18 protein-coding genes are annotated in these 20,562 nt (G+C 60.4%); 10 read left to right on the plus strand and 8 right to left on the minus strand.

Going from position 1 to position 20,562, the window contains the following annotated elements; translation table 11 throughout:
* The first annotated feature begins 38 nt into the window (after positions 1–38).
* Positions 39–629 (plus strand): class I SAM-dependent methyltransferase, encoded by a 591-nt coding sequence (locus tag JOF56_RS15005; RefSeq protein WP_209638204.1) that lies wholly within the window; start codon positions 39–41, stop codon positions 627–629.
* A 410-nt stretch (positions 630–1,039) separates the two neighbouring features.
* On the opposite strand, the gene JOF56_RS15010 is transcribed toward JOF56_RS15005, so the two are convergent.
* From JOF56_RS15010 to JOF56_RS15020, 3 genes are read right to left on the minus strand one after another with little or no spacing between them, the layout of a single operon-like run.
* Positions 1,040–1,903, minus strand: coding sequence for a DMT family transporter (locus JOF56_RS15010; protein ID WP_209638206.1), 864 nt, complete (start codon positions 1,901–1,903; stop codon positions 1,040–1,042).
* Positions 1,904–1,925: 22 nt separating this feature from the next.
* On the minus strand, positions 1,926–2,870 hold the full coding sequence (locus tag JOF56_RS15015; protein ID WP_209638208.1) for an FAD-dependent oxidoreductase: 945 nt from the start codon (positions 2,868–2,870) through the stop codon (positions 1,926–1,928).
* Positions 2,871–2,922: 52 nt separating this feature from the next.
* The gene (locus JOF56_RS15020) at positions 2,923–4,509 is read right to left on the minus strand and encodes a helix-turn-helix domain-containing protein (protein WP_209638210.1); all 1,587 of its coding nucleotides are present in this window, start codon (positions 4,507–4,509) and stop codon (positions 2,923–2,925) included.
* Between the two features lie 488 nt (positions 4,510–4,997).
* On the opposite strand from JOF56_RS15020, the gene JOF56_RS15025 reads away from it, so the two are divergent.
* From JOF56_RS15025 to JOF56_RS15055, 7 genes are all read left to right on the plus strand, one after another.
* Entirely contained in the window at positions 4,998–5,405 is a 408-nt protein-coding gene (locus tag JOF56_RS15025; RefSeq protein ID WP_209638212.1) for a hypothetical protein, read from the plus strand.
* Between the two features lie 303 nt (positions 5,406–5,708).
* Complete coding sequence (locus JOF56_RS15030; protein WP_209638214.1) at positions 5,709–6,902, plus strand: cysteine--tRNA ligase; 1,194 nt, start codon at positions 5,709–5,711, stop codon at positions 6,900–6,902.
* Positions 6,899–8,035 carry a sugar-transfer associated ATP-grasp domain-containing protein gene (locus JOF56_RS15035; protein ID WP_209638216.1) on the plus strand — a complete coding sequence of 379 codons (1,137 nt, stop codon included), beginning with the start codon at positions 6,899–6,901 and terminating at the stop codon, positions 8,033–8,035. Before JOF56_RS15030 ends, JOF56_RS15035 begins: the two co-directional genes overlap by 4 nt.
* Positions 8,032–9,441, plus strand: coding sequence for an ATP-grasp domain-containing protein (locus JOF56_RS15040; RefSeq protein ID WP_209638218.1), 1,410 nt, complete (start codon positions 8,032–8,034; stop codon positions 9,439–9,441). The genes JOF56_RS15035 and JOF56_RS15040 overlap by 4 nt, the downstream gene beginning before the upstream one ends.
* Positions 9,441–10,499, plus strand: a complete 1,059-nt coding sequence (locus JOF56_RS15045) for a hypothetical protein (RefSeq protein ID WP_209638219.1) — start codon at positions 9,441–9,443, stop codon at positions 10,497–10,499. The genes JOF56_RS15040 and JOF56_RS15045 overlap by 1 nt, the downstream gene beginning before the upstream one ends.
* A gap of 16 nt (positions 10,500–10,515) precedes the next feature.
* A complete protein-coding gene (gene cysS / locus JOF56_RS15050) occupies positions 10,516–11,889 on the plus strand; it encodes a cysteine--tRNA ligase (RefSeq protein ID WP_209638221.1) in 1,374 nt (457 codons plus the stop codon).
* 27 nt (positions 11,890–11,916) lie between these two features.
* On the plus strand, positions 11,917–12,501 hold the full coding sequence (locus tag JOF56_RS15055) for a 2OG-Fe(II) oxygenase (RefSeq protein WP_209638223.1): 585 nt from the start codon (positions 11,917–11,919) through the stop codon (positions 12,499–12,501).
* 166 nt (positions 12,502–12,667) lie between these two features.
* On the opposite strand, the gene JOF56_RS60095 is transcribed toward JOF56_RS15055, so the two are convergent.
* Both JOF56_RS60095 and JOF56_RS15065 read right to left on the minus strand, forming a co-directional pair.
* Entirely contained in the window at positions 12,668–12,907 is a 240-nt protein-coding gene (locus JOF56_RS60095; RefSeq protein ID WP_209638225.1) for a helix-turn-helix domain-containing protein, read from the minus strand.
* A gap of 309 nt (positions 12,908–13,216) precedes the next feature.
* The gene (locus JOF56_RS15065) at positions 13,217–13,621 is read right to left on the minus strand and encodes a hypothetical protein (protein ID WP_209638227.1); all 405 of its coding nucleotides are present in this window, start codon (positions 13,619–13,621) and stop codon (positions 13,217–13,219) included.
* 121 nt (positions 13,622–13,742) lie between these two features.
* Here JOF56_RS15065 and JOF56_RS15070 point away from each other — a divergent pair, with 121 nt between their 5' ends.
* On the plus strand, positions 13,743–14,852 hold the full coding sequence (locus tag JOF56_RS15070; protein ID WP_209638229.1) for a hypothetical protein: 1,110 nt from the start codon (positions 13,743–13,745) through the stop codon (positions 14,850–14,852).
* Between the two features lie 1,454 nt (positions 14,853–16,306).
* On the opposite strand, the gene JOF56_RS15075 is transcribed toward JOF56_RS15070, so the two are convergent.
* The gene (locus JOF56_RS15075; RefSeq protein ID WP_209638248.1) at positions 16,307–16,540 is read right to left on the minus strand and encodes a hypothetical protein; all 234 of its coding nucleotides are present in this window, start codon (positions 16,538–16,540) and stop codon (positions 16,307–16,309) included.
* A gap of 1,132 nt (positions 16,541–17,672) precedes the next feature.
* Here JOF56_RS15075 and JOF56_RS15080 point away from each other — a divergent pair.
* Positions 17,673–18,479 (plus strand): dihydrolipoyllysine-residue succinyltransferase component of 2-oxoglutarate dehydrogenase complex, encoded by an 807-nt coding sequence (locus JOF56_RS15080; RefSeq protein ID WP_209638249.1) that lies wholly within the window; start codon positions 17,673–17,675, stop codon positions 18,477–18,479.
* Positions 18,480–18,730: 251 nt separating this feature from the next.
* On the opposite strand, the gene JOF56_RS60685 is transcribed toward JOF56_RS15080, so the two are convergent.
* Positions 18,731–19,807, minus strand: a complete 1,077-nt coding sequence (locus tag JOF56_RS60685; protein WP_372448381.1) for an RNA polymerase sigma factor — start codon at positions 19,805–19,807, stop codon at positions 18,731–18,733.
* Positions 19,808–19,852: 45 nt separating this feature from the next.
* The gene (locus tag JOF56_RS15090; RefSeq protein ID WP_209638253.1) at positions 19,853–20,074 is read right to left on the minus strand and encodes a hypothetical protein; all 222 of its coding nucleotides are present in this window, start codon (positions 20,072–20,074) and stop codon (positions 19,853–19,855) included.
* Positions 20,075–20,562 lie beyond the last annotated feature (488 nt).

Raw genomic sequence — 20,562 nt, forward strand, 5'->3', positions numbered from 1 at the left:
GTGCCAGGTGGAAGACAAGTAATTAAATAGGTTTTCGTATGAGTAATGAGGTAGATGCGTATTGGAGTAAATGCTACGAAACTGGTAGAGACTTCCGGATGATATCGTCACGCGCTATCTCTACGCTGCTGAGATTTGCCAATACTGCTCAGGGTGGTCGCTGTTTGGATGTCGGGTGTGGTACAGGTCAATTGACGAGAGAGCTGTATCACCGGGGTTTCAATGTAGTTGGCATAGATGTCTCCGAAAGTGCCATCGATATTGCGCGAAAGCTCACTACCGTTTCGCGGCGGCGGTTACAGTATCTGCACCTCGACATCGAGTGCGGCGGCCTGAGCAAGCTTGTGAATCAATCTTATGACCTCATCACCTGCAAGTTCGTCTACGCGCTCATCAAAGATAAGCCTGCTTTCTTGTTAAAGGTACATCAGCTATTAGCGCCGAACGGTGCCTTTGTGGTCATCACGCCTGTGCCTGAAGACGTACCAGCCGAGAAGAAGATGATCATTGTCGCATCGGACGACATGAGCCGGTTAGCAAGAGAATTCGATCAAACTGCGCTGTACCAAGAACATGGCCTGATCTGCTTTGTGGGTCGACGGAGAAGGGTTTTGACTGAAGCCGCCTAGCGGGGAAGGTCATTGATAAACAGAGGCAGAAAGTCTATAATTATAGGTGATTATGAACACTGCTATGACACGTAAGTCCCTCCGCGTCGCGCTACGTCGCCTTGCCTACGATTACCAGGCAAAAGTCCGAGGCCAGGAGACTTTTGCGCACTTCAAGCAGGACGAGTCAGTATTTCGACGACGTCGACGATCTAACTGCAAGCGCCGGGCGGCCAATGTCAGCCACCCGGCGGTGGTGCTCGGATTCTTCATGGTAGTTGTTGTTTGGCTTGGGCTTGACAGTCATGCTCAGGTGATACTTGGAGACTTTTAGATTTGCTTCGCCATAGCAACCCGTGGCGCACTTCGTGGTGCATCCGCCTAGCAGTCCATATGGTCGACCGTGTTGGCAGGATTGGGCGTGGGGCTCCCTACACCCCGCTCCGCTCCACCACGCCAGATCGTCTCCCCACCATCACCGAGCCCACCACGATCGCCGCCAGCCCCAGGACCGTCGACCACGTGATCCGCTCGTCGAGTAACACCCAACCCAGGATCACCGTGATGCCGGGCGACAGGTAGAACGCCAACGTCGCCCTGGCCGGTCCGGCTCTCGCGATCAGGCCGTAGAAGAGCCTGAGCGTGAAGCCGGTAAACACGATGCCCAGCGCGAGCAGCGACAGCGAGCTGGGGAGCGACGGCAGTTTCGCCGGCAGCGACAGTATGCCCGGCACCAGCAGCACGGTGGTGGCCACCAACATGGCGGCTGTTGCCACACCAAGCGGTTCAGCAAAGACCAGCTTGCGGTGAATTAGCATCGAGCCGATCGCATAGCAGAGGGCGGCCGCGGTCACGAGGATACCGCCGAGCAACATGTGGGAGCCGTCGTGGATGTCCACGCCGAAGATCAGCACCAACCCCGCGAGCCCGAGCAGTAGGCCGACGACACCGGTGATGCCTTGGGGACGTTCAGCCGGATCGAACCGCAGCGCCAGCAGAGCGACGAACAATGGTTGCGCCCCAATGAGAATCCCGGTCAGGCCCGTGGAGAGCCACTGCTGTCCATAGGTCAAAAGCGTCATCGGCACCGCAGCCTGCAGCAGCACCGTGATGAGCACCCACCACGGATGCTGACGCAGCGGTGCAAGTACGCGGCGGTGTAGCGCAAGCGGCAGAAGCATCGCGGCAGCGAGGGCCACGCGGCCAAGGACGACCACCACCGGCGAGAAGCTTTGGAGTGCCAAGGCGATGACGAGGTAGGCCGCGCCCCAACAGATCGACAGCGTGATCAGCATCAACCAGTTTCGGCGGCTCACGTTACTGTCGGCTCACCAACTCCGTCACTGTCGCCGCGCATCCCCACGCCACACTCACTCCCGCCCCGCCGTGCCCGTAATTGTGGATGACCTTGCTTGTGACGAAGTGTTCTTCCTCAAGCCGAATCTCCGGCCGGGTAGGGCGAAGGCCAACCCGGTGCTCAAGAACCACAGCATCTTTGAGCAACGGCTGTACTGCCGCGCATCGTGCCAAAATGCTCTCGGCCGTGGCCAAATCCGGTTCACGGTTCCTTGAGCCTGGTTCAGCAGTGCCACCAAGCACGACGTGGTCACCGTGCGGGTAGATGGCGATCAAATCCGGGGAGTCTCCGGTATCGACCTCCAGGAACTCGGTGAGACCCGGATTGCTCACCACCAACTGCTGGCCGCGGATCGGGAAGAGTTGGTCGTCACCAGCGAGTTTTCTGGCGCCAAGTCCGGTGCAGTTGACGACCACCGGCGCCATCGAGCTGGCGTCCTGTAGCGATTCGACTGCGGCGACCTCGATCTCGACGCTAACCGCCTGGAGACGCTTCATCAGATAGGCCAGGTGCGTCGGCATGTCAATAAGCGGCGCTGTGTAGTGCACGCCGTGGCGGTATCCCGGCGGCAGCTCATCTTCCGTGCACGATCGAAGGTTCGGCAGCAACCTGAACCAGTCTGGCGGTTCATGCTTGGCCATCGAGACGTCCTTGCCGCTCGCCAGCCGTACGCCCGTTCCCGGTGTATCGGCCAGCTCTGTCAACACATGCAAGGTATGGGCAGCCCAGGCGTACACCCGATCATGCGGCTCGACGAGCCATGGCCCCCAGAGCGCGCCGGCTGCTGCCGAAGTCGTCAGGTCTGGTGGTTCCGCCGCTTGCACCCGCACGGAATGTCCGGCCTCGGTCAGGGTAGTGGCGGTCGTCAGCCCGATGACACCAGCACCGATGACAAGGACATCCATACAGCTGACAGTAGTCGCCAGGATGCGGCAGCGCGCTTGCCCGTTGACGCGGCTACTGGCTCAAGGCTGCCTCAAGTTCAGGCAGGAAACTGCTGACGTGCCGGTCCTGTGCCCGCCAGCGAAGCCTGCCAGCCAGCTTCCCGAGGACGTCCATGCTCCGCGGTGACTGCACCCGTGCAGTACGGGCGACCGCTTGTTGTCCATACGCCACGGCGTTGACAAGATCGCCACGACTGGCGGCAGCGACTGCCAGCCAAGAGCCCTCGAACATCGCTCGGCGTTGTGAAGCATCAGCAAGCGAGCGGTTGTGTGCGCCGGTATCAAGAAGCTGCCCACCGCGATCGAGGAGAGCATCGGCCATCTGGCGGTCATCAGCATCCTGACTCAGGACACCGGCGTGCACCAGGGCATATCCCGCCTGCGTATCGAGGTGGTTCGGCGTCAGGAAGTACATCCAGGCTGGTTCGTCTTCGCCCCGATCGGTGAGTGCTTCCAAGCCCATCTGGTAAGAGCGCTCAAAGTCCTTGAGCTGCCCGGCCACGGCGTAGCCGTAGGCGAGTCGCGTCGCCACAGACGCTCGGAGGGTTGCCGGTTCGCCGGCTGCCACGCGAACGGCCGCTTCGCCAAGCCCGATGGCATCGCCGGATTGTTCTCGGCTGGCGGCTTGAAATGCCAAGTCGGCGAAGACATGCGCCGCCATCGACCGGTATCCAGCTTCTTTCGACGCACGCAACGTGGTGAAGAAATACCGCTGGGCTAAGCCGTGCTTGCCAGCATCAAAGGCCATCCACCCAGCCAGTTGCCCGATGTCGGCGAGTGCCGCGAACAATCGACGCTCGACACGGTCCGGGTGGCTGCCTTGGCGGAGGAGGACGGCAACCGAGCGGAAGTACGCACCGACGTACGCTAGGTGCGCTCCACCACCGTTGGCGTCGTCCAGCCGTTGGAGCGCAGGGATGCTCTGTTCAATCTGCTCCAGCACCTCGTGGCCGACGCCGCCTGTAGGAGTTGTGAGCGGCAACGGAAGCTGCTGCGGCCCGTCGTTCCAGTAGTCGGCTGTCGCCCTGCGAAGCGCCTTCCCGGAAATCACAGGCAGCGGCCGACGATCGATCAAGCCAGACTCGACCCACCCGTCCACCACACGCAGCATGCCGTCGCGTGACCACGGCAGGTTCATTGCCGCGTCAGCCGGCAGAGGTGGACCGGTTAGTACTCCCAGCCCACCCTCCGGCATCGCGAAACTAGTCAGGGCGGCTCCGAGGCCTGCTTGCAACAACGTTCGTCGAGGAATAGCCACCAGTACCTCCCGGCCGTTGACCTGCACCGGCACAAGGACTGTTTCTGGAGGCAGGCCAGCACTATCTCTGTCAAGGGGTTCACTGGGAACGTCGGCGATCTCGGAACGCACCTCGACTGACGCTGCGAACCGTTCCCGTACTTCGTCGGGTGCGCGCCGCAGGGCGGTATCGAGGATCTCTTGGGTCTCGGGCAGCAGGGTGATCGTGTCGCCGCGCTGCTCCCATTTGGAGACGGTTTTGGGTCCGACGCCCAGGTGCTCGGCAAAGCCGCGGACGGTGTGGCGCATGGCCAGGCGCAGCGCCTTGGTTTCGGCGCCAGTCCAACGCTCGACCGCGACCATTAGGTACCCCTTGGTTCACCTCGGAGGCAAGGCCTGAACACAGGGTAACGCCACGAGTACCACACCGGGCCAACACCGGTTCATTCCACTTTGGCCATGACGTGGCCAGGCTGGTTACCAGGCACCCGGGCGTCGGAAGAGTCGTCTCCCCGACGGACGCCGAGCGTTTCACAAACGCAGTACTGCTCGGCAGTGCTCCAGCCCCGGCGCTTGGGTGCCGCCATTGACCAGACCGGTGTTTGGAGCGGCTGCCTTATGTCCAGGCTTGATCTCGTAGCCATGGCTGAGGGGCGCCACAGTCCGCGCGGATGGAGACCGTGATGTTGCCTTCGACCGAACCAACGGCCGGAAACCCTGCCTCCCCCGCATTGGTGTTTCCGGCCGCATATAAGGGGAGTGGGCCGACCGGGGCCCGCCAGGAGTCGGTCCACTCCCCGCTTCCACCGGGTGCGCAGCTCTACGCCGAGTCCTTTGGATGGCCTATCACCATGGAGGGTGGCGAAGTCATGGTCATGTGCGGCGATGTTCTTGACGTCACTACGATGCCGGTCGGGTTCGGGGGTGAAGTCAACCAGTTGCTACGTGTCCATCTCCTGATGGCGCCAATCGTGGAAGTGCGAGCAGCCAAGCCTGATGAGTCGTCGACGTGGGCCTTCTTCAGTCAGCCGAAACAGCCAACACCTAACGACGACCAGCTGCTGAAGCTCTCGACATGCGGCGTGAAGCACCTTGGGGCCGGGACCACGTTTCCGTTGCCACCCAGCCCAACCTGCGGCAGCGAGGAGTTGCGCTGGATAGTGCCGCCCCCGTTTGGTGCGTTGAAGAGCCCGTTGCCGCCGTGGGAGTCGATCGCGGCCTGTGGACTCAAGGCCAGGTACCGGGCGATCGGGCGCTAGGCAACACCAGACAGCGTCACGCAGTCGTTCAAATCTGTTGGGCTTGAGGCCGGCGCGTGGAGTGGCACTGGTGGCGTTCGGGTTGGGACGGCCTGGTACACGCCTGGCTGCTTCCTGACGAAACACCCGTGTTCCTGACCGCGGCATGTGGCCATCGGACGACCGTCAGCCGAATTGTCTGTGATCGAAACGCGAGCGTATGCACGAAGTGCCAGCGGGCCATCTGGGACGGAGCGCTCTCCTAGCAAAGCCTTCATGACGTGCCAAGGGTTTTGGAGTGACTACAAGTGAGAGGAGGGGCCGATGAGGCTGTTTGATACCGCCACTCGCGCGCATACGAACGTGCGGCTCAAGGACGAGATGCTGATCTACGTCTGCGGAATCACGCCCTACGAGTCGGCGCACATCGGTCACGCCTTCACGTTCCTGACCTACGATCTTCTCCAGCGGCGGCTCGAAAGTCTGGGCTCACGCGTCCGGTTGGTGCGGAACATCACCGACGTCGATGAGCCGATGTACGTCAAGGCCAGCGAGCTCGGCATGCACTACCTCCAGCTTGCCAAGCACGAGACGGCGGCTTTCCAGCGCATGATGCGGGCGATCAACCTCAAGGACCCTGACGTCGAACCGAAGCCGAGCGAGCACATCGACGAGATCGCGAGCGCGGTCAAGGAGTTGGTCAACCGCGGCGTGGCCTACATGCTCGACGGCGACATCTACTTCGACGTCAGCCAGTTCCCGACATTCGGAAGAACCAGCGGTTACTCAGCCAAGCTCATGACCCAGTTTGCGCGCATTCGCGGCGGCGATCCGGACCGCACAGGCAAACGTCATCCGCTCGACTTCCTGCTGTGGCGAGTCATCAACGACAAGGCGGATCCGGCTGCGTGGGACACCACCGTGGGGTACGGCCGGCCCGGGTGGCATATCGAGTGCACCGCTATGGCCTACAAGCATCTTGGTCAAACCATTGACATCCATGGCGGCGGCACCGACCTAATCTTCCCGCACCACGAATGCGAGAACGCCCAGAGCACGGCGCTGGGCAGCGAACTGTTTGTGCGCCAGTGGGTACATACCGCGCCGATGCTGCTTGGCGGCGAGAAGATGTCGAAGTCACTCGGCAACTTGGTGTTCGTGCGTGACCTCATCGAGCGGGTCGACCCCGCCGCGATCCGCATTGCCCTGATGACCTACCACTATCGAACTGGCGGTGAGTGGCGCGACGACGTTCTCCAGGCCGCCGCGCGCTTGCTCGACCAGGTGAATCATGCCGTAACGCGACCTGATGGCGCCGATCCGCGGCCGTACCTGGCGCGCGTGCAGGCCGCGCTGGACAACGACCTTGACGCGCCTGAAGCCATGCGGGCGGTTCGTGACATGACGCAGTCCCTACTTATCGGTGGCAGTGACACCACCGCGGCCGCCGGCCTCAGCGACATGCTGACGCTGCTTGGCATCACTGTGCCGGGGGCTTCACTGAGGGGGACAGCGTGAAGTTCAATCTGCAGGTAGCCAAGTTCGAGGCGCAGTATCGCCGCGTGGTCGCTCCTCGGCTGATGCTTCCGCACTGGTTCAGGTACCAGGTCAGGCGCAGCCGCATCGCTTACCTTGCAGCATTTCAGCGCAGTGAGAACCGAAAGCCATTGCCTCAGTGCATCGGCGAGGCGGCACTGCTGGGGCTTCGCTGGCGGTGCTTGCCGTTCCATTACCTGCGTTATGGCCTCTACGAGCGCGGCTACGACTTGAGACAGCTGCTCTCGTACCTGCCGGAGACCGTCTTTTATTACCGGCTGCTCTCGAAGGTGAACCGGGACTCGGTGCTGCTCGACGACAAACTGGTGTGCAAGCGGATGCTCGGCGATGCCGGAGTGCCGCAGGCCAAGCTGTTGCTGAGCGGCGACGGTGAGCAGTGCATCGATGCCCAAGGGAGTCCCTTTAATCCCAGTGCTTTGGGCGACGTCGTGCCCGACGGCGAGGTTGTGGTGATCAAGCCCGCGCGGTACTCCAGCGGCGGCGATGGCGTCATGGTGCTGACCTACTCCGACGGCGTGTTTCACGACGAAGCTGGACGAGAGGTGTCGCTTCAGCAATACGGACACGTGTGGGGGCCATGGCTGGTTGAACGGTTCGTTCGTCAGCATGCCAATCTGGCAGAGTTGAACGCCCAGTCACTCAACACGGTGCGGGTGATTACCATCTGGCATCCGATCAACGGCGCTCAGGTTGAGTACTGCATCCTCAAACTTGGAGCGGGCACCGGGCTTGTCGACAACGCCCACGACGGCGGCCTGTACCTCGCCGTCAACAAGGAATCAGGCGAACTGTCCAAAGTGGCCTTCGATGAATCATTCACCCGGCACCACATACATCCGGCATCGGGCGTCAGGTTCGATGGCCGCAAGATCGAGGCCATTCGAGAAGTCGTGGCGCTTGCCGAACGCGCTGCTGGCCTTTTCCCGCAGATCACCCTGATTGGCTGGGACATTGCCATCGGCGAAGACGGCCCTCTGATCATCGAGGGCAACAGCAGCTCAGGACTCACCAACGTGCAGCGGACCCACGGCGGCGTGGCCACCACGCTTGGCCGGTTCCTCGCAGATCTGTCTCACCGGGTAGGCGTCTCATGAGTAGAACGATCGATTCCGTCGAACGAGCCTGTCAGGCCGTGCAGCGGTTGCCCCTTGTCGGCTTGGCGCCGCGGCCCATCGATCTACTGCCGCTCCTTCGCTTGGAGGCTCTCAATCAGTTGTGGTCGTGCGAGGATGCCGCCCCCGACTGGCCTTCGCGATTCGGCACCGACGTTGTGTCACTAGAGCACGCCCTCGGCAGCCGGCGACGCTGGCGTGGTGTCGACGTAGATGCCTTGCTGCCGTTAGTGAATCCGTTCATCGCAGCATCACCCGCAATGGGCTCGCTCGGCCTAATTCCCTACACCTTGACCGAGCACTGGCGGGCAGCACTGGCGGACGCCCACGGGCTCACGGTGGCGCCGTCGCTTGCTTCGTGGCCGCTACCTGAACTCGTCGACAAGATCAGGATGCGGCGGTGGCTACGAGAGCTTCGGGTACCGGTACCGCGATCGTTCGCTGTCAGGCGAGCCGATCTGCGCTACGCCCAGCTGGTTCTGCGCCTGGGGTCGCCCTTCGTCCTGCAGCTTCCAACCGGCTCAGCAGGGGTCGGGACATACCTGGTCCGTACCACCGGTGAACTGGAGCGTGCAGTGGCGCAGCATCCGCAGGTGGAAACCTGGCTCGCCAGCAGCTACGTCGGTGACCGGACGGTGAACATCCACGGCCTCGTGACCGGTACGAACACCGTTGCCGTAACCCGCCCGTCGGTACAGCTGACCAATCTCGCCTCAGTTGGTGCGGCGTTCGGGGCGTACGCCGGTAGCGACTTTGGTGCTCCATTGACCTTGCCTGCCTGGATCTTGCAGCGCTGCCACTTGGCTGTGCGACGTATCGGTCAGGCATTGGCGGCTCGCGGATACCACGGCATCTTCGGTGTCGACGTTGCAGTCGACGAGCAATGCGTCACCGTGCTTGAAGTCAACGGCCGCATCCAAGCCTCAACCTGGCTGCTCGGTGAGATCGAGTTGGAAACTGGTGTGGTGCCGACGCTGGTGCGACATGTCTTGGAGGCGTATGGGCACCGCACAGAACAGCGATCGGGGGGTCTCGCCATCCAGGGGACCCAGCTGATCGTTCGCCATACCGGTCCAGATGGCATGTGTCTGTCGGTGCGGCCGCAGCCGGGTGTCTATTCGTTGCGGAGTAGCCGCTTGCTGTGGCGTCGCGATGGTGTCGGCCTGTTGGATTGCGGTCCCGACGAAGTCGTGCTCGCTGATTTGCCAGGCGCCAGCACCGTTTTGGAGTCGGGCGCGGTGCTCGCGCGCGTGGTGACGCGGCGAAGCCTTACCGCGTCCGACGGCCAATCGCTTAACGCCGAGGGCACAGCCATACTGGCCGCCTTGCAGACCTCGTGGTCACTTCGCCCTTGCGCGCCAGCGCTTTCCCCGGCTGGAGGCCTGTGATGGAGGACGCGGTCCCGAACCAGACACTCACCCAGGCACGAGCAGTCATGCAGCCCTTCCTCGACGCGCTGGCCGCGAAGCCCGACGTCCAGGCGGTGCTCGTGCTGTCATCGAGCGCCTGTACGTCAGCCAACCCCACCCACTTTGACGAGGAATCCGACTTCGACATCTCCTTGGTGCTCGACATCCCGATGGCCGCCTCAGAGTGGCGGCCGCGGCGCAGCGACACTTACCAGTTGCTCGCCGATCGCATTCCCGACTGGGTGCCGAATTTCCTCTTCCACGTGCCGGTTCCGTGGGGACGTATGGAAGTCAACGTTCACCAGATGATCTACCAGTACGAGGCAGATCCTCGGACGGTGTGGAATGGCGACAAGTGCGACGCCTACCTCAACAAACGGGAGGTGATCGCCGACCGTGAAGGGCGCTTTCAGCAGCTCGTCGACGAGAAAGCCCGCCGTAGCCTCAGTCAGCTGGCAGACGAGCACGTCAGGCTAGCCAACCGTCTTACCTGGGACATCACCACCATGCCGTTCCGGCAGGCTCGTCGCCTGGGATCGTCGAGCGGGCACCATATCCTGAATGTGGCCATCGATGAGGTCATTGACTGCGTGTACGCCATGAGCGGCCTGCTGATCCCGAACAGGAAGTGGAAGCTCGCGCACTTGGTCAGCCGGTCGCTGATCTCCATCGAACAAGCCGAACTCCTGCAGGAGGCGATCCGGTGCGATCCCACGTCGATGTCTGATCTCAAGCGTCGCGTCCGGGCGTTGACCGCCTTTTGTCAGAGCGTCGATGGCCTGGCAACGACTGGACCTGCAGCCGCCCGACACCGCCGTGGCTATTATTCGCGCATTCAGCTGCGGGAGCGCACCTTTGCCGACGCCGTCAGCGATGAGGTGGAGGCTTCGCTCGCTGACGTAACCCGTGACGTAGTAAACTTTTCGCTATGTGGATCCTCTGTCGATCTTGTGGCATGTCTGGCCAGCTCGTTACCCGAGTCGTGGCGGACTGTTGCGCCTGTTGTTAGTGCGCACCTAAAACAGGTCATCGATTAACAGAGGACAATTCAAAATGAGTCTCAGGCTGTACAACACCCTGACGAAACAAAAAGACGACTTCGTACCGATGCAAGATGGCGTCGTCAAAATGTTTGTCTGCGGCCCAACTGTGTACGACTTTAGCCACGTCGGTCACGCCAAGACATATACGCAATTCGACTTCATCGCGCGCTATCTCAAAAAGCGCGGCTACAAGGTGACGTACGCGCAGAACATCACCGACGTCGACGACAAGATTATCCGGCGTTCAGCCGAGCTCGATGTCGAGCCGCGCGAACTGGCCTCGCAATACGAAGCCGCCTACCTCGAGGACATGGCGGCGCTGCACAACACCAGCGTCGATATCTACGCCCGTGCCCACGACTACATCGACCAGATCGTGGCGCAAGTACAGGAGCTTGTTAAGCGTGGCCACGCCTACCAGCTCGACGACGGCTGGTACTTCGATCTGTCGACATTTCCGGACTACGGCAAGCTGTCCGGTCGCACCGAAGTCGAGGCTGAAGACTCCGTCGCCCGCATCGACGAGCACGAGCAGAAGCGCAACCCTGGCGACTTCGCGCTCTGGAAGGCCCGCAAGCCTGGCGAACCGTGCTGGGACACGCCGTTGGGGGAGGGGCGGCCAGGATGGCACATCGAAGACACCGCCATCACCGAGGCGCTCTTCGGACCGCAGTATGACCTGCACGGTGGCGCCGTCGACCTGATCTTTCCGCACCACGAAGCTGAAGTGGCCCAGATGGAAGCGGCGTCCGGCCAGTCGCCGCTGGTGCGCTACTGGCTGCACGGCGGGTTGCTGCGAGTGGCTGGCGCCAAGATGGCCAAGAGCGTCGGCAACTTCATGGCCATCCGTGATGTGCTGGAACGCACCGACTTCCGCACGCTCCGCTTTGCCTTCCTGAGCCAGCACTATCGCTCATCGATGGAGCTTGGCGACATCACGATTGAGAACGCTCGCAACACCCGACGGCGCGTCGAGAACTTCGCTCGGCTGATCGATCCGTCGCACGTCGAGTCGGAGGCGAGCATCGCGCTCGTCAGGCGCACCCGTGAGCGCTTCTTCGAGCGGTTGGACGATGACCTCGACACTCCCGGCGCGCTTGCGGTGTTCTTTGACTACATCCGCGAACAGAACCGCAGCGGGGAGATGCCGGGCCCTGCGGCGCAGGCGCTGCTCGCAGACATAAATGATCTATTCGATGCCTTCGACCTGGAAGACCACAAGGTCGACAGTGAGGAAATCGAGGCGCTGCTTGCCGAGCGGCGCACGCTGCGCCAGGAACGGAAGTTCGCCGAGGCAGACGCCATCCGTGCCAGTCTCCTGGAGCGCGGCATCACGATCGAAGACACGCCCGACGGAACTCGTTGGTGGACTGAAGAAGGGTAAGCCCACATGGATAGCGCTCCATGGCACTTGCGCGGCCCGCTTGTTGTTGAAAACGTTCTGCCCGAACAGCTCCGTGACGATCTGCTCAGTTACTTCCGATCGACGGAGTCACTACCGCGGAGCTACCAAGGCGTCGTCGACCAGTCCCAGCGCAACTGCGCCTTCGTGGAAGTGCCAGCCGAGCTGGCCGACGTCGTCCTGAAGTTGGTGGCTGATCGTGTCGACGAGTATTTCGGCATCGAGAGCGCGCCGATCGATGGCCAGCCGCAGCTGATCTACCGCTACGGTATCGGTGTGGGCTTCGTGACGCACCACGACGAAGTGACCGAGGTCGAACTCGAACGAGCTGAGAGCAACGGTCAGCCGGTCATTGGCGGCGATCTCACCACACTCCTGTTCTTGAACGGGCCGGATGCGTACGAGGGCGGGGCTCTCTATTTCGAGCAGCCGCCGCTAGAACTCCGGCCGCCGCAAGGCACGCTGGTGGCGTTCCCGGCCACACGCGACTTCATGCATGGCGTCAAACAGATCGACCGCGGCGAACGGTTCAGCCTGCTAGCGCGGCGTTCGGTCGTGCGAGTCGTCGCTCCTCTGCAGACGGTGCGGGGGTGAGATGCTGTGCGCATGTTGGTTGGGTGGCCAGACCGAGATGTCCACTGGATCTTCGATATAGAGAAAGAACTTCGATGCGATCTGCAAGGCGGCTACGGCGCGTCAAGCGTGGCGGGCGCCGTCCACGCATCAACTCGTCAGGATCAATCCCAAGGGCATCGGTCACCTACAGACCACGTTCGAGCCGTTCAACAACGGCCAGCAGTGACGTGCCCAAAGCCTCAGCAACATGCCGCAGTTCCACAACATCCAGCCGGCGCTCGGCGGACTCGTACTTGCTGACGAACGACTGCGGCTCGTCGAGCTGTTCGGCTACTTCCACCTGTGTCAGCCCAGCTTCAAGCCGAAGATCTCGGAGGAGCGCACAGAGGCGCTGATACTCCGCCGAGTAGATCGACTTGTCCACGGCATAAGCGGACAGTAACCGCCTTGGATATCCCAAAATAGGATATTGTCCCCGGTGAAACGGACCGTTTCCCGGTGAGGCCCCATCGAAACACCGAGGAGGTGATGACCATGCGGATCGCCAAGAGTGGGGGTGGTGGTGGCGTCTGACCGCCACCGCAGGTGAGGACGAGAGCCCCTGGGCGTCTGTAGCACCCAGGGGCTCTCGCTTGGTATTGAACACTGACCTCGCTACGTCTGCCGTCCCGGCGGTGAGCATCCCGGTTGGCCGCGTGTACGAAAGGTTCAATCGACGCTGGCTGGCATAAGACTAGGCAGCGTCCTGCCTGAGTTGTGGCGTGTGGTTTTCGAGCCGATGTATTCGCGCCTTAATGCGCTCCATCTTCGCCGTTATGGACGTCACTTCCACATGATCGCTCTCGACAACCTTGGCGACGCCGTCCACCATTTCGATGAGCTGTTCTGTTTGTACCTTCGTTGCCATGAGCGCTTCGATGGTGTCGCAGCGGGTCTCAATATGACGGTACAGCCGCATGAATTGGTCGTCGTTGCGAACCTGCTGGCTGCCAAGCCGCTTGTTCAGGTCGTCAAAGCGCTCGTCATGCTCTGTTAAGCGCTTATCTATGTCGTCAAGCCGCGTGGCGACGGTGTCAAAGCCGCGAACCATATCAGCCTTTAGTTCCGTGATGAGTTGTGCAATTTTTGATTCTTCCATATACGCTCCATTGTTTCACTCCGCAAATTATTGGTCAATAGTGAAGGTAACTACCATGGGCGAGCGAACTTGAATGTGCATTTACTAACACGGGCGAATCTTGCTATAATTGATCTTGTACATGCCAAGCCTGTCCCGTCAGCTCTACAAAGCCAAACTGCAGCTCGCTGCGGTTTTCCTCATGATCGCTGGCATCGTGGTGCGCGCCCTTGCTACGGCCATTGAGTCGACATCATGGCTCCCTACCTGGGCCGCAGATTTTCTGCCCGACATCGGCACCTCGCTCTTCGTAGCCGGCCTCGTTGGCATCTACCTCGACTACCGCACTCGCAAAGAGAGCGAAGCGCTCTTGAGCGAACAGTTGGAACGCGCCATCGAGAACAAGGCCCCAGCCATCCGCGATGCCCTGCTGAGCAGCTTCGCGTTCAAGCCTGACGATCTGAAGAACATCGCCTCCGATGACACTCTCGACCGGATCGCCACAAACGCCCTGGCGCTTCGGCTTGGTGATCAGGCGCTCGCTCATGACCTGTACACCGACCTCCGCGACCAAGTGATCCGTTCGCCCGAGCGTTGGCACGATGTTGACATCGACGTGTCCCTCAGCCCATGGGCCGCTGGTCCCAAAGCTGGACTTGTCTCTATGTTCGTCGCGACTGTTCGCTGGGAGTACAAAGTCGTCACGACTGGGTCAACGGTGCGATTTGCCTGCGTCGCTGACGAACGTGAGTACCGTGAGTTGCTGCGAGATCCGACCGTCGCCTCCGCTTGGCACTTTGATGAATCATCCAAAGTGGACGCTGCCTCGCCCGAGGCTTTCGAACTCCTCCGGCTCTCGGTTGATGGCCACGAGAAGAAGGTCCATCGCTCCCAGCACCGCGGGGCTCAGAGTTACCGGGTTGACCTCGGTGACACTGCGGCCAACGATCAACCTGTGACCATCGCCTACACCTACCGCGTCCTCGTACTGCGCCATGGTCACGTGCTCTACCTTGACCTGCCACGTCCCACCAAAGGCGTGCATGTCCGACTGACCTACGCCGACGCTGGCATCCGTCGAGTGAACATCCTCGACTACTTTGCTGGCAGTCAAGCGTCACGAATCGAGCAGGCGCCCAGCGACGTCCCGACCAAGACCGTTGACGTCGGCTTCGACGGCTGGATCTTCCCGCGCTCTGGCGTTGCGTTTGTGTGGGTACTGCAGGAGGAACAACGGCGCCATGATGCGTAACCCGACCCGATCGCTCTCTGGGTACGTTTGCACGGGGCAAAGCCCTTCGTGGTTATGACGCGCCGATCTTGTCGAAGCGAGTCGCTCACCATCCACGAGCTCGCCGTGAGGGCCTGCAAAGAGTCGCAGGAGGGCTTGATTTACGCACTGGCCAGGTAATAAGTCTCTACCGCTCACATAGTCACGGTCCGTCGTTAACCAGGCGCACAGTTTTAACGTGGGTCGTGTCGTTCCGGTCGGGGCACCCAGCGGGTAGTGGTTTGAACCTCACCGTGTTATCACTGTCAGGCGCCTTCGCTTTTAGAGCATCGCTGCACGGTGCGGGTACACGAAGGACGACGACCGGGTATATGGTCCCCTTCTTGTCGCCAACATTGCCGACAGGCGAATTATGAAAACTCCACCTTCCGGCAATTATTGGAAGCGGTTCCGGATTTACTTGATAGTAGTAACCGTCAGTCGGATCATAGTCGAGCAACCAGATTCGATCGCCCTCGCAAGCTGTCCCAGCGAATTCTGCACCACCACTGGCCGATATCTTCGTCATGTCAGCTGGGGCGGTGACGGCAAAGCTCTCGCTACATGCTGAAGAGACTACTGTGCTTGGTGAGGATGTTTCTGGGGTGGATGACAGGGTAAGTTGGCTCGACGTCGATGGTGCAGATGATCCAACGGGCGTTGGCGGCTTCGACCCGGTAATGATCGCCGCCACGATTGCGCCAGTGGCAGTCAGGGCGGCGGCCGTGATCGTGGCGATTACAGTCCCGCGGCTGGTAGATGCCCGAGCTTTCTCTGGCTCCTTGCCGGCATCTTCCTTATCGTGATTCTCCGCCATGGGGTCTCCCGGGCTCTGAGTATTGCTTAAGCAATGAAGTCCCCTGTCATCGTGTCCCTGTTGTCTACTCACTCGCGACTAAGCGGGACGGCATTACAATGTATGCACATGTTCACCCGTTTGGCGCATTTAAGCACTGCGGCCTCATCTACGAGTTGGAGGGTTACGATTAGAGGACAAAAGGAGGATCAAGGTAACATCCGCGTATGCCTTGAAACCCTCAATATCGTGCCTACACTCCTCGCGAACTCAATCGACTTATGGAGCTCGGGCTTGTCGCCTGCGTCGGCGAAGCCCTCGCGCCACCGGCTGCGGATCGCCAAAACAGGCGTTCTTCGGCCAGCCTCAGGAATATCGGTGTGCGTGCTCCAAGAGCGCGAGATGTCCTGGGGAGCAGGCGACCACCAATGTGGCTGGCCGCTCTGTGTCTGCTCCGCCGAGCAGATGGAGTCGGACGCGGTCATCGGCTGGCTCACAACACGCTCCACACCAAGAACACCGGTCCACCTGATCCACATCGCTACTGACCATGACGCTAAGTTCATCGCACAGCGCGAACCGAGGCAAACGGCTGTCCACAGAGGGCAGGACTCCTCCGTCAAGAGGCTTGCACAAAATCTCATGGTGGGCTGGAGCTGGACGGCTGCGGAGCGCCTGCCTCGCCACTCGGTACGTCGGCCGCCAGCTTGTGGATTTTGTCAAACTTGAATCCGTGCTCAGCTGTCACCTCGCAGAGGATCTTGAGCAAGATCCTCCAGCCTTCGGGTGACGGCTCAGGCAAGCCTGGCGGCAGGTTGATCGTGATAGGTCGCTTTTTCGAGCCCACTTTGTGTGTGCCGTCGTCATCGGTCACACCTACCTCCCGCTGCATCGCTCACCTCGACGGTAGGACGCACGAACGGTTCCGGCTCAAAGTTCACTCCAAAGAGAGCCCTGGCATATCGCTGATCAAGGTAGCGGCGCCTTGGACGAAATACGTAGTGAACTACAAGCAACCACTGGCGCTGAAAGATCTTTAGGTCAGAGCTCGGCGTCAGGTAGCTTCGGGTGCTTAGTCTGCAACCGGCTAGAAAGCTTGTGAAATCGATCTTAGTCTTCGGGTAGATTTCCACTATCTGCCGTTCGTGAGCTAACACTTCAGCGGTCAGTCGCCGATGAGTAGTTATCGAGGGGCGTGCTGCCGGCAAATAGATCATCGCTGGTGGTGCGGAGCGGAGGGTTATATGTGTGGATCGAGGACGCCTTGACTGTCGTCGAACTCTTGTGGTGGGGGGCTTTTGGCGGTCTGGGAGTGGAAGCAAGCGAGCTGTTCAGAGCCGTCAGACGTGTGCACGGTGTGCCTTGGAAGGCGGAGGGAGAGCCATCGCTAGGCGCGCACCTTCTCTCTGCCGGGTTGCGGTTGTTCATAGGCTGCGGGCTGGCGACAGCAGCTGGACTGTCGGAGCAGGTCAACGGCCCGATGGGAGCTCTCGCTGTGGGCGTGTGTGCCCCGCTGATCATTGACCAGATAGGTTCACGAATTCCTGTCGCCGGTGACGCGTCGGCCGTTGAGGCCGCAACGTCCTCTATCAGCCCACCTTCCGCATTGGCGGAGGCAGAGGCAGGAGGAACCGGTGCCTAGCCGCAAGTTCCGCTCTGACCTGAGAAACGCCTTCTTCCGCAACACGCCAGCGTTCTCCAGGCCAATCGGGACTCGGCCCGAGGTCCGACTCGGCCGTCTGATTCGCCAGAAACTGGCGCATCGTAAGCAGCTACGGGTCACGCGCTGCGCCGACGAGAGGCGCGAGGTCACTGGCAGCTCAGTCGCGAACATGTCCTCTGCAGGGGCCGCGGTTGATACGGCAGCCACTGACGTCGGCTCGTCATCCGAACGGCGTGGCGGTGAGGACCACCAGGAACCTGAACAACCTCGGCCCTGGGTGTTGCCTGCCGCTGCGGGCACCCCAGCCGTGGTGCGTCCGACCTTCAGCCGCAGAAGCAAGCAGTTGTACGCGCTGGCCGGCGTACTGGCTGCGATCGCGCTTGCAGCAGGATCTGTCATCCTGGTGGATACATCTCCTACTGTCCCCCAGGTTATTGCAAACCCCGATCCAAAAGCTGAGGAGGAACAAACCAATCCCCAAGACCCGAACGCCAATAAGAATCCCCCAGACCCTCAGAACCCGAGCGGTCAGCCGATTGTCCCGAGCAACGGCCAGCCCTACGCTCCAACGACTTCACCCCAGCCAGCGCCCCCGCACGGTGTCGCAACGGCCGCGATCGTCGACTTTCAGCTAGACGCCGACGGCAGGTTGCTCCCTCTCGATGAGCTAGTCAGCGGGACGACCTGGTCCAAGCGCGGCGTCGTTGTTAGCACCGAGGTGTCACAGGCCACCTTTAATTGTCGGGACGCTAAGGGCTTAGCGCTCCGCATCTCCCGCCCAGGCCTAGCCGAAAGAATCCCGGTCTCCGGCGCAGGTATTTACCTCGCCAGTTCAAGTCTGTCCACAATTACCACCTGCAATGCTGTACCGCTCAGACTGATCCTCACCAAGCCTTTGACGGCGGCCAATGTCGTCTTCACCGGTCTGCCCAACATCAAGTACACCGCGACGTTCTATTTCGCTAACGGCGAGACTCAGTCGTTGGAGGCCGCCTGTAGGGCGATCGGGGAGGAGTGCAAGATCGGCCTCGAGGTTCCGACGGACAGTAGCCCGATCAAATCCATTGTATTCGGTCACAGCAGGTCGGTTACAGAGAGCACTAGGAGCATCACTATGCTCAAGAAGATCGGTTTTACCCGCGTCCCCTGATGAGCAGAGAAAGGCTCATCGTGATCACATGCCAAGTCCCGCCGACAAAACACAACCAGTCGCCAATGACCACATGCGTCCGCACGTCGCCGATCACAAGAGGTTCATTGACCGTGATCGTCGGGCCCTCCGAGGTCGCGGCCTGGCGGACGTCAGCAAGCGGGATGGCTGGCGTGCCAGCTTGACCCGACCTGCCGTTCTGCGCCGAACCGGTGCGACCCAACGTCCCATTGCATCGCTTGGCGCTGATCTCACCTGGTAGTAGGGACCGATGACTTCAAGCCAAGTGTATCCAATAGGATATCTATGATCCCCTCCTTGTTCTCCGGCAGAGTCGACGGCGAACTCGGATACGGTGATGAGCTTTGGCTATTCGAGGGACTCGACGAGTGCGCATTCGATGGTGTTGTTTTCGAAGTTATTATAGAAGTGGGCTCCTGACCCCTTTCACTGGTTGAGCGGGTTCGGCTGCCGTGTTCCTCCGTGTCAGATGTTCTAGGCTGCAACTGACTCTCACCATTCGGCACGCTGCCCTGAGAAGTGCCAGGTGAGGGTGTACCGAAATCGGTCGGCAATGTGGGTAGCCGTTCTGGCTGGTTCGCCGGCTGGGACAAGGTAACGTTCTGAACCGTGAAGGTTGCACCTGCAAGGGTGAACAATGCCAAGAGTGTGGCGATAATCGCCCGCAGATCGAAATTAAACTTTCGACGCTTGGCTATCGATGACTGTTCGAGCTGCAGTGATTGCTCGTCGGTACCGACGCGGTCAGATTGAAGTACTTCGCGAATTACATTTCGAGCGGACGCGAGATGCGTCCTTACAGTGCTCTCTTTTACGCGAAGACCTTTCGAAATCTCGGCTGTGCTATAGCCCAGCAGATACAATTCGAGCACTCGCCGCTGTTGACTGGTTAGCACTATCGATGTTTGGATTGCATCCAAGAGCGCCGTTTTGGGTGCAGTCGAGTTGACGGCTAGATAGTCTAGTCGCATAGGCCCGCCGTGTCCGACTCCTTGATAACGGAGAGCCTCGCGCCTTGCATCAATGATCTTGTTTTTTGCAACCCCAAACGCATACTTACGTGTTCGCTTATATACATGCTCTTTATCTTCGTCAGCTCGAACGCTCAGACGGCGCCATGCTTCCCAGACCGTAGACATGACCTCTGAAGCGATATCCTCGGCTGAACACGCTGTGCTCAAGTTCCGCCGCCTGACAAAGTTGACGAGCAGTGGAAAAGTTCGTGTGTAGAATTCCTCGAATCTAGGCGGGTCTTGCGCAACGCCAGATGGCGAGGACGAAACGTCCTCGCCATCTATGCTCAGCATTGACTCAATCTCGGTCACGGATTAGTCAACGCCTTTCCGCTGGTGTCATTTTTCAGCTTTTTCCTCGGTTGAACGCCGTTTGACATTGATTACAAAGTCATCCGACAGGATTGCACGCAACAAAGTTGGCAGGAGCTGAACTCCTGTAGCTATCGCGGATACGGTGTTTGTGAAATCAAGATGCTCCTGGTACGTTGGAGGAATATCAAGCCACTTGTCACAAAGCGTTGTTGCGGTAAGTGTTCCGGGCGCAATTACCTTCGTCAAGAGTTGGAACTTATTATCGCGAGTAGGCAAGCTCAAGGTCCTATCTATGCATTTGCGAAAGATTCCATGCATGTGCGGCAATCGGGGTTAACTCTGTCGGGTCTGCGTCGCAGCTTCCGCTCCGGTGGAAGGGTTGCTTTCAGCTACGACGTTTACTTGCGAATATCCAACAGAAGACTCGGTCAAGATCACAAGCTGTGTCACACTTTCCGGCTAGCGTCACTCGAAAGTGTGGCCCGTTCGCACGATGCGTGCGCAGGCTAGTCCAGACATCAGCCGAACGTGTCCGGCGTGTCGAGCCCGCCGTTCGAGTCTACGTTCCACCGGAGCACGAACGGCGGGCCATCCGACAGACCCCAAGTGAAGGGCCCTGACCTCGCCTACTCAGCGACGTCGTTCTCTATCCTCGAAAATGAGACGCCAAATGCCGAGATTCTGGACCGGTCTTCACCCGATCGTGTACGAGCGATGTGCACGTGTGAGCACAA

Source organism: Kibdelosporangium banguiense (genome assembly GCF_017876405.1).
GTDB lineage: Bacteria > Actinomycetota > Actinomycetes > Mycobacteriales > Pseudonocardiaceae > Kibdelosporangium > Kibdelosporangium banguiense.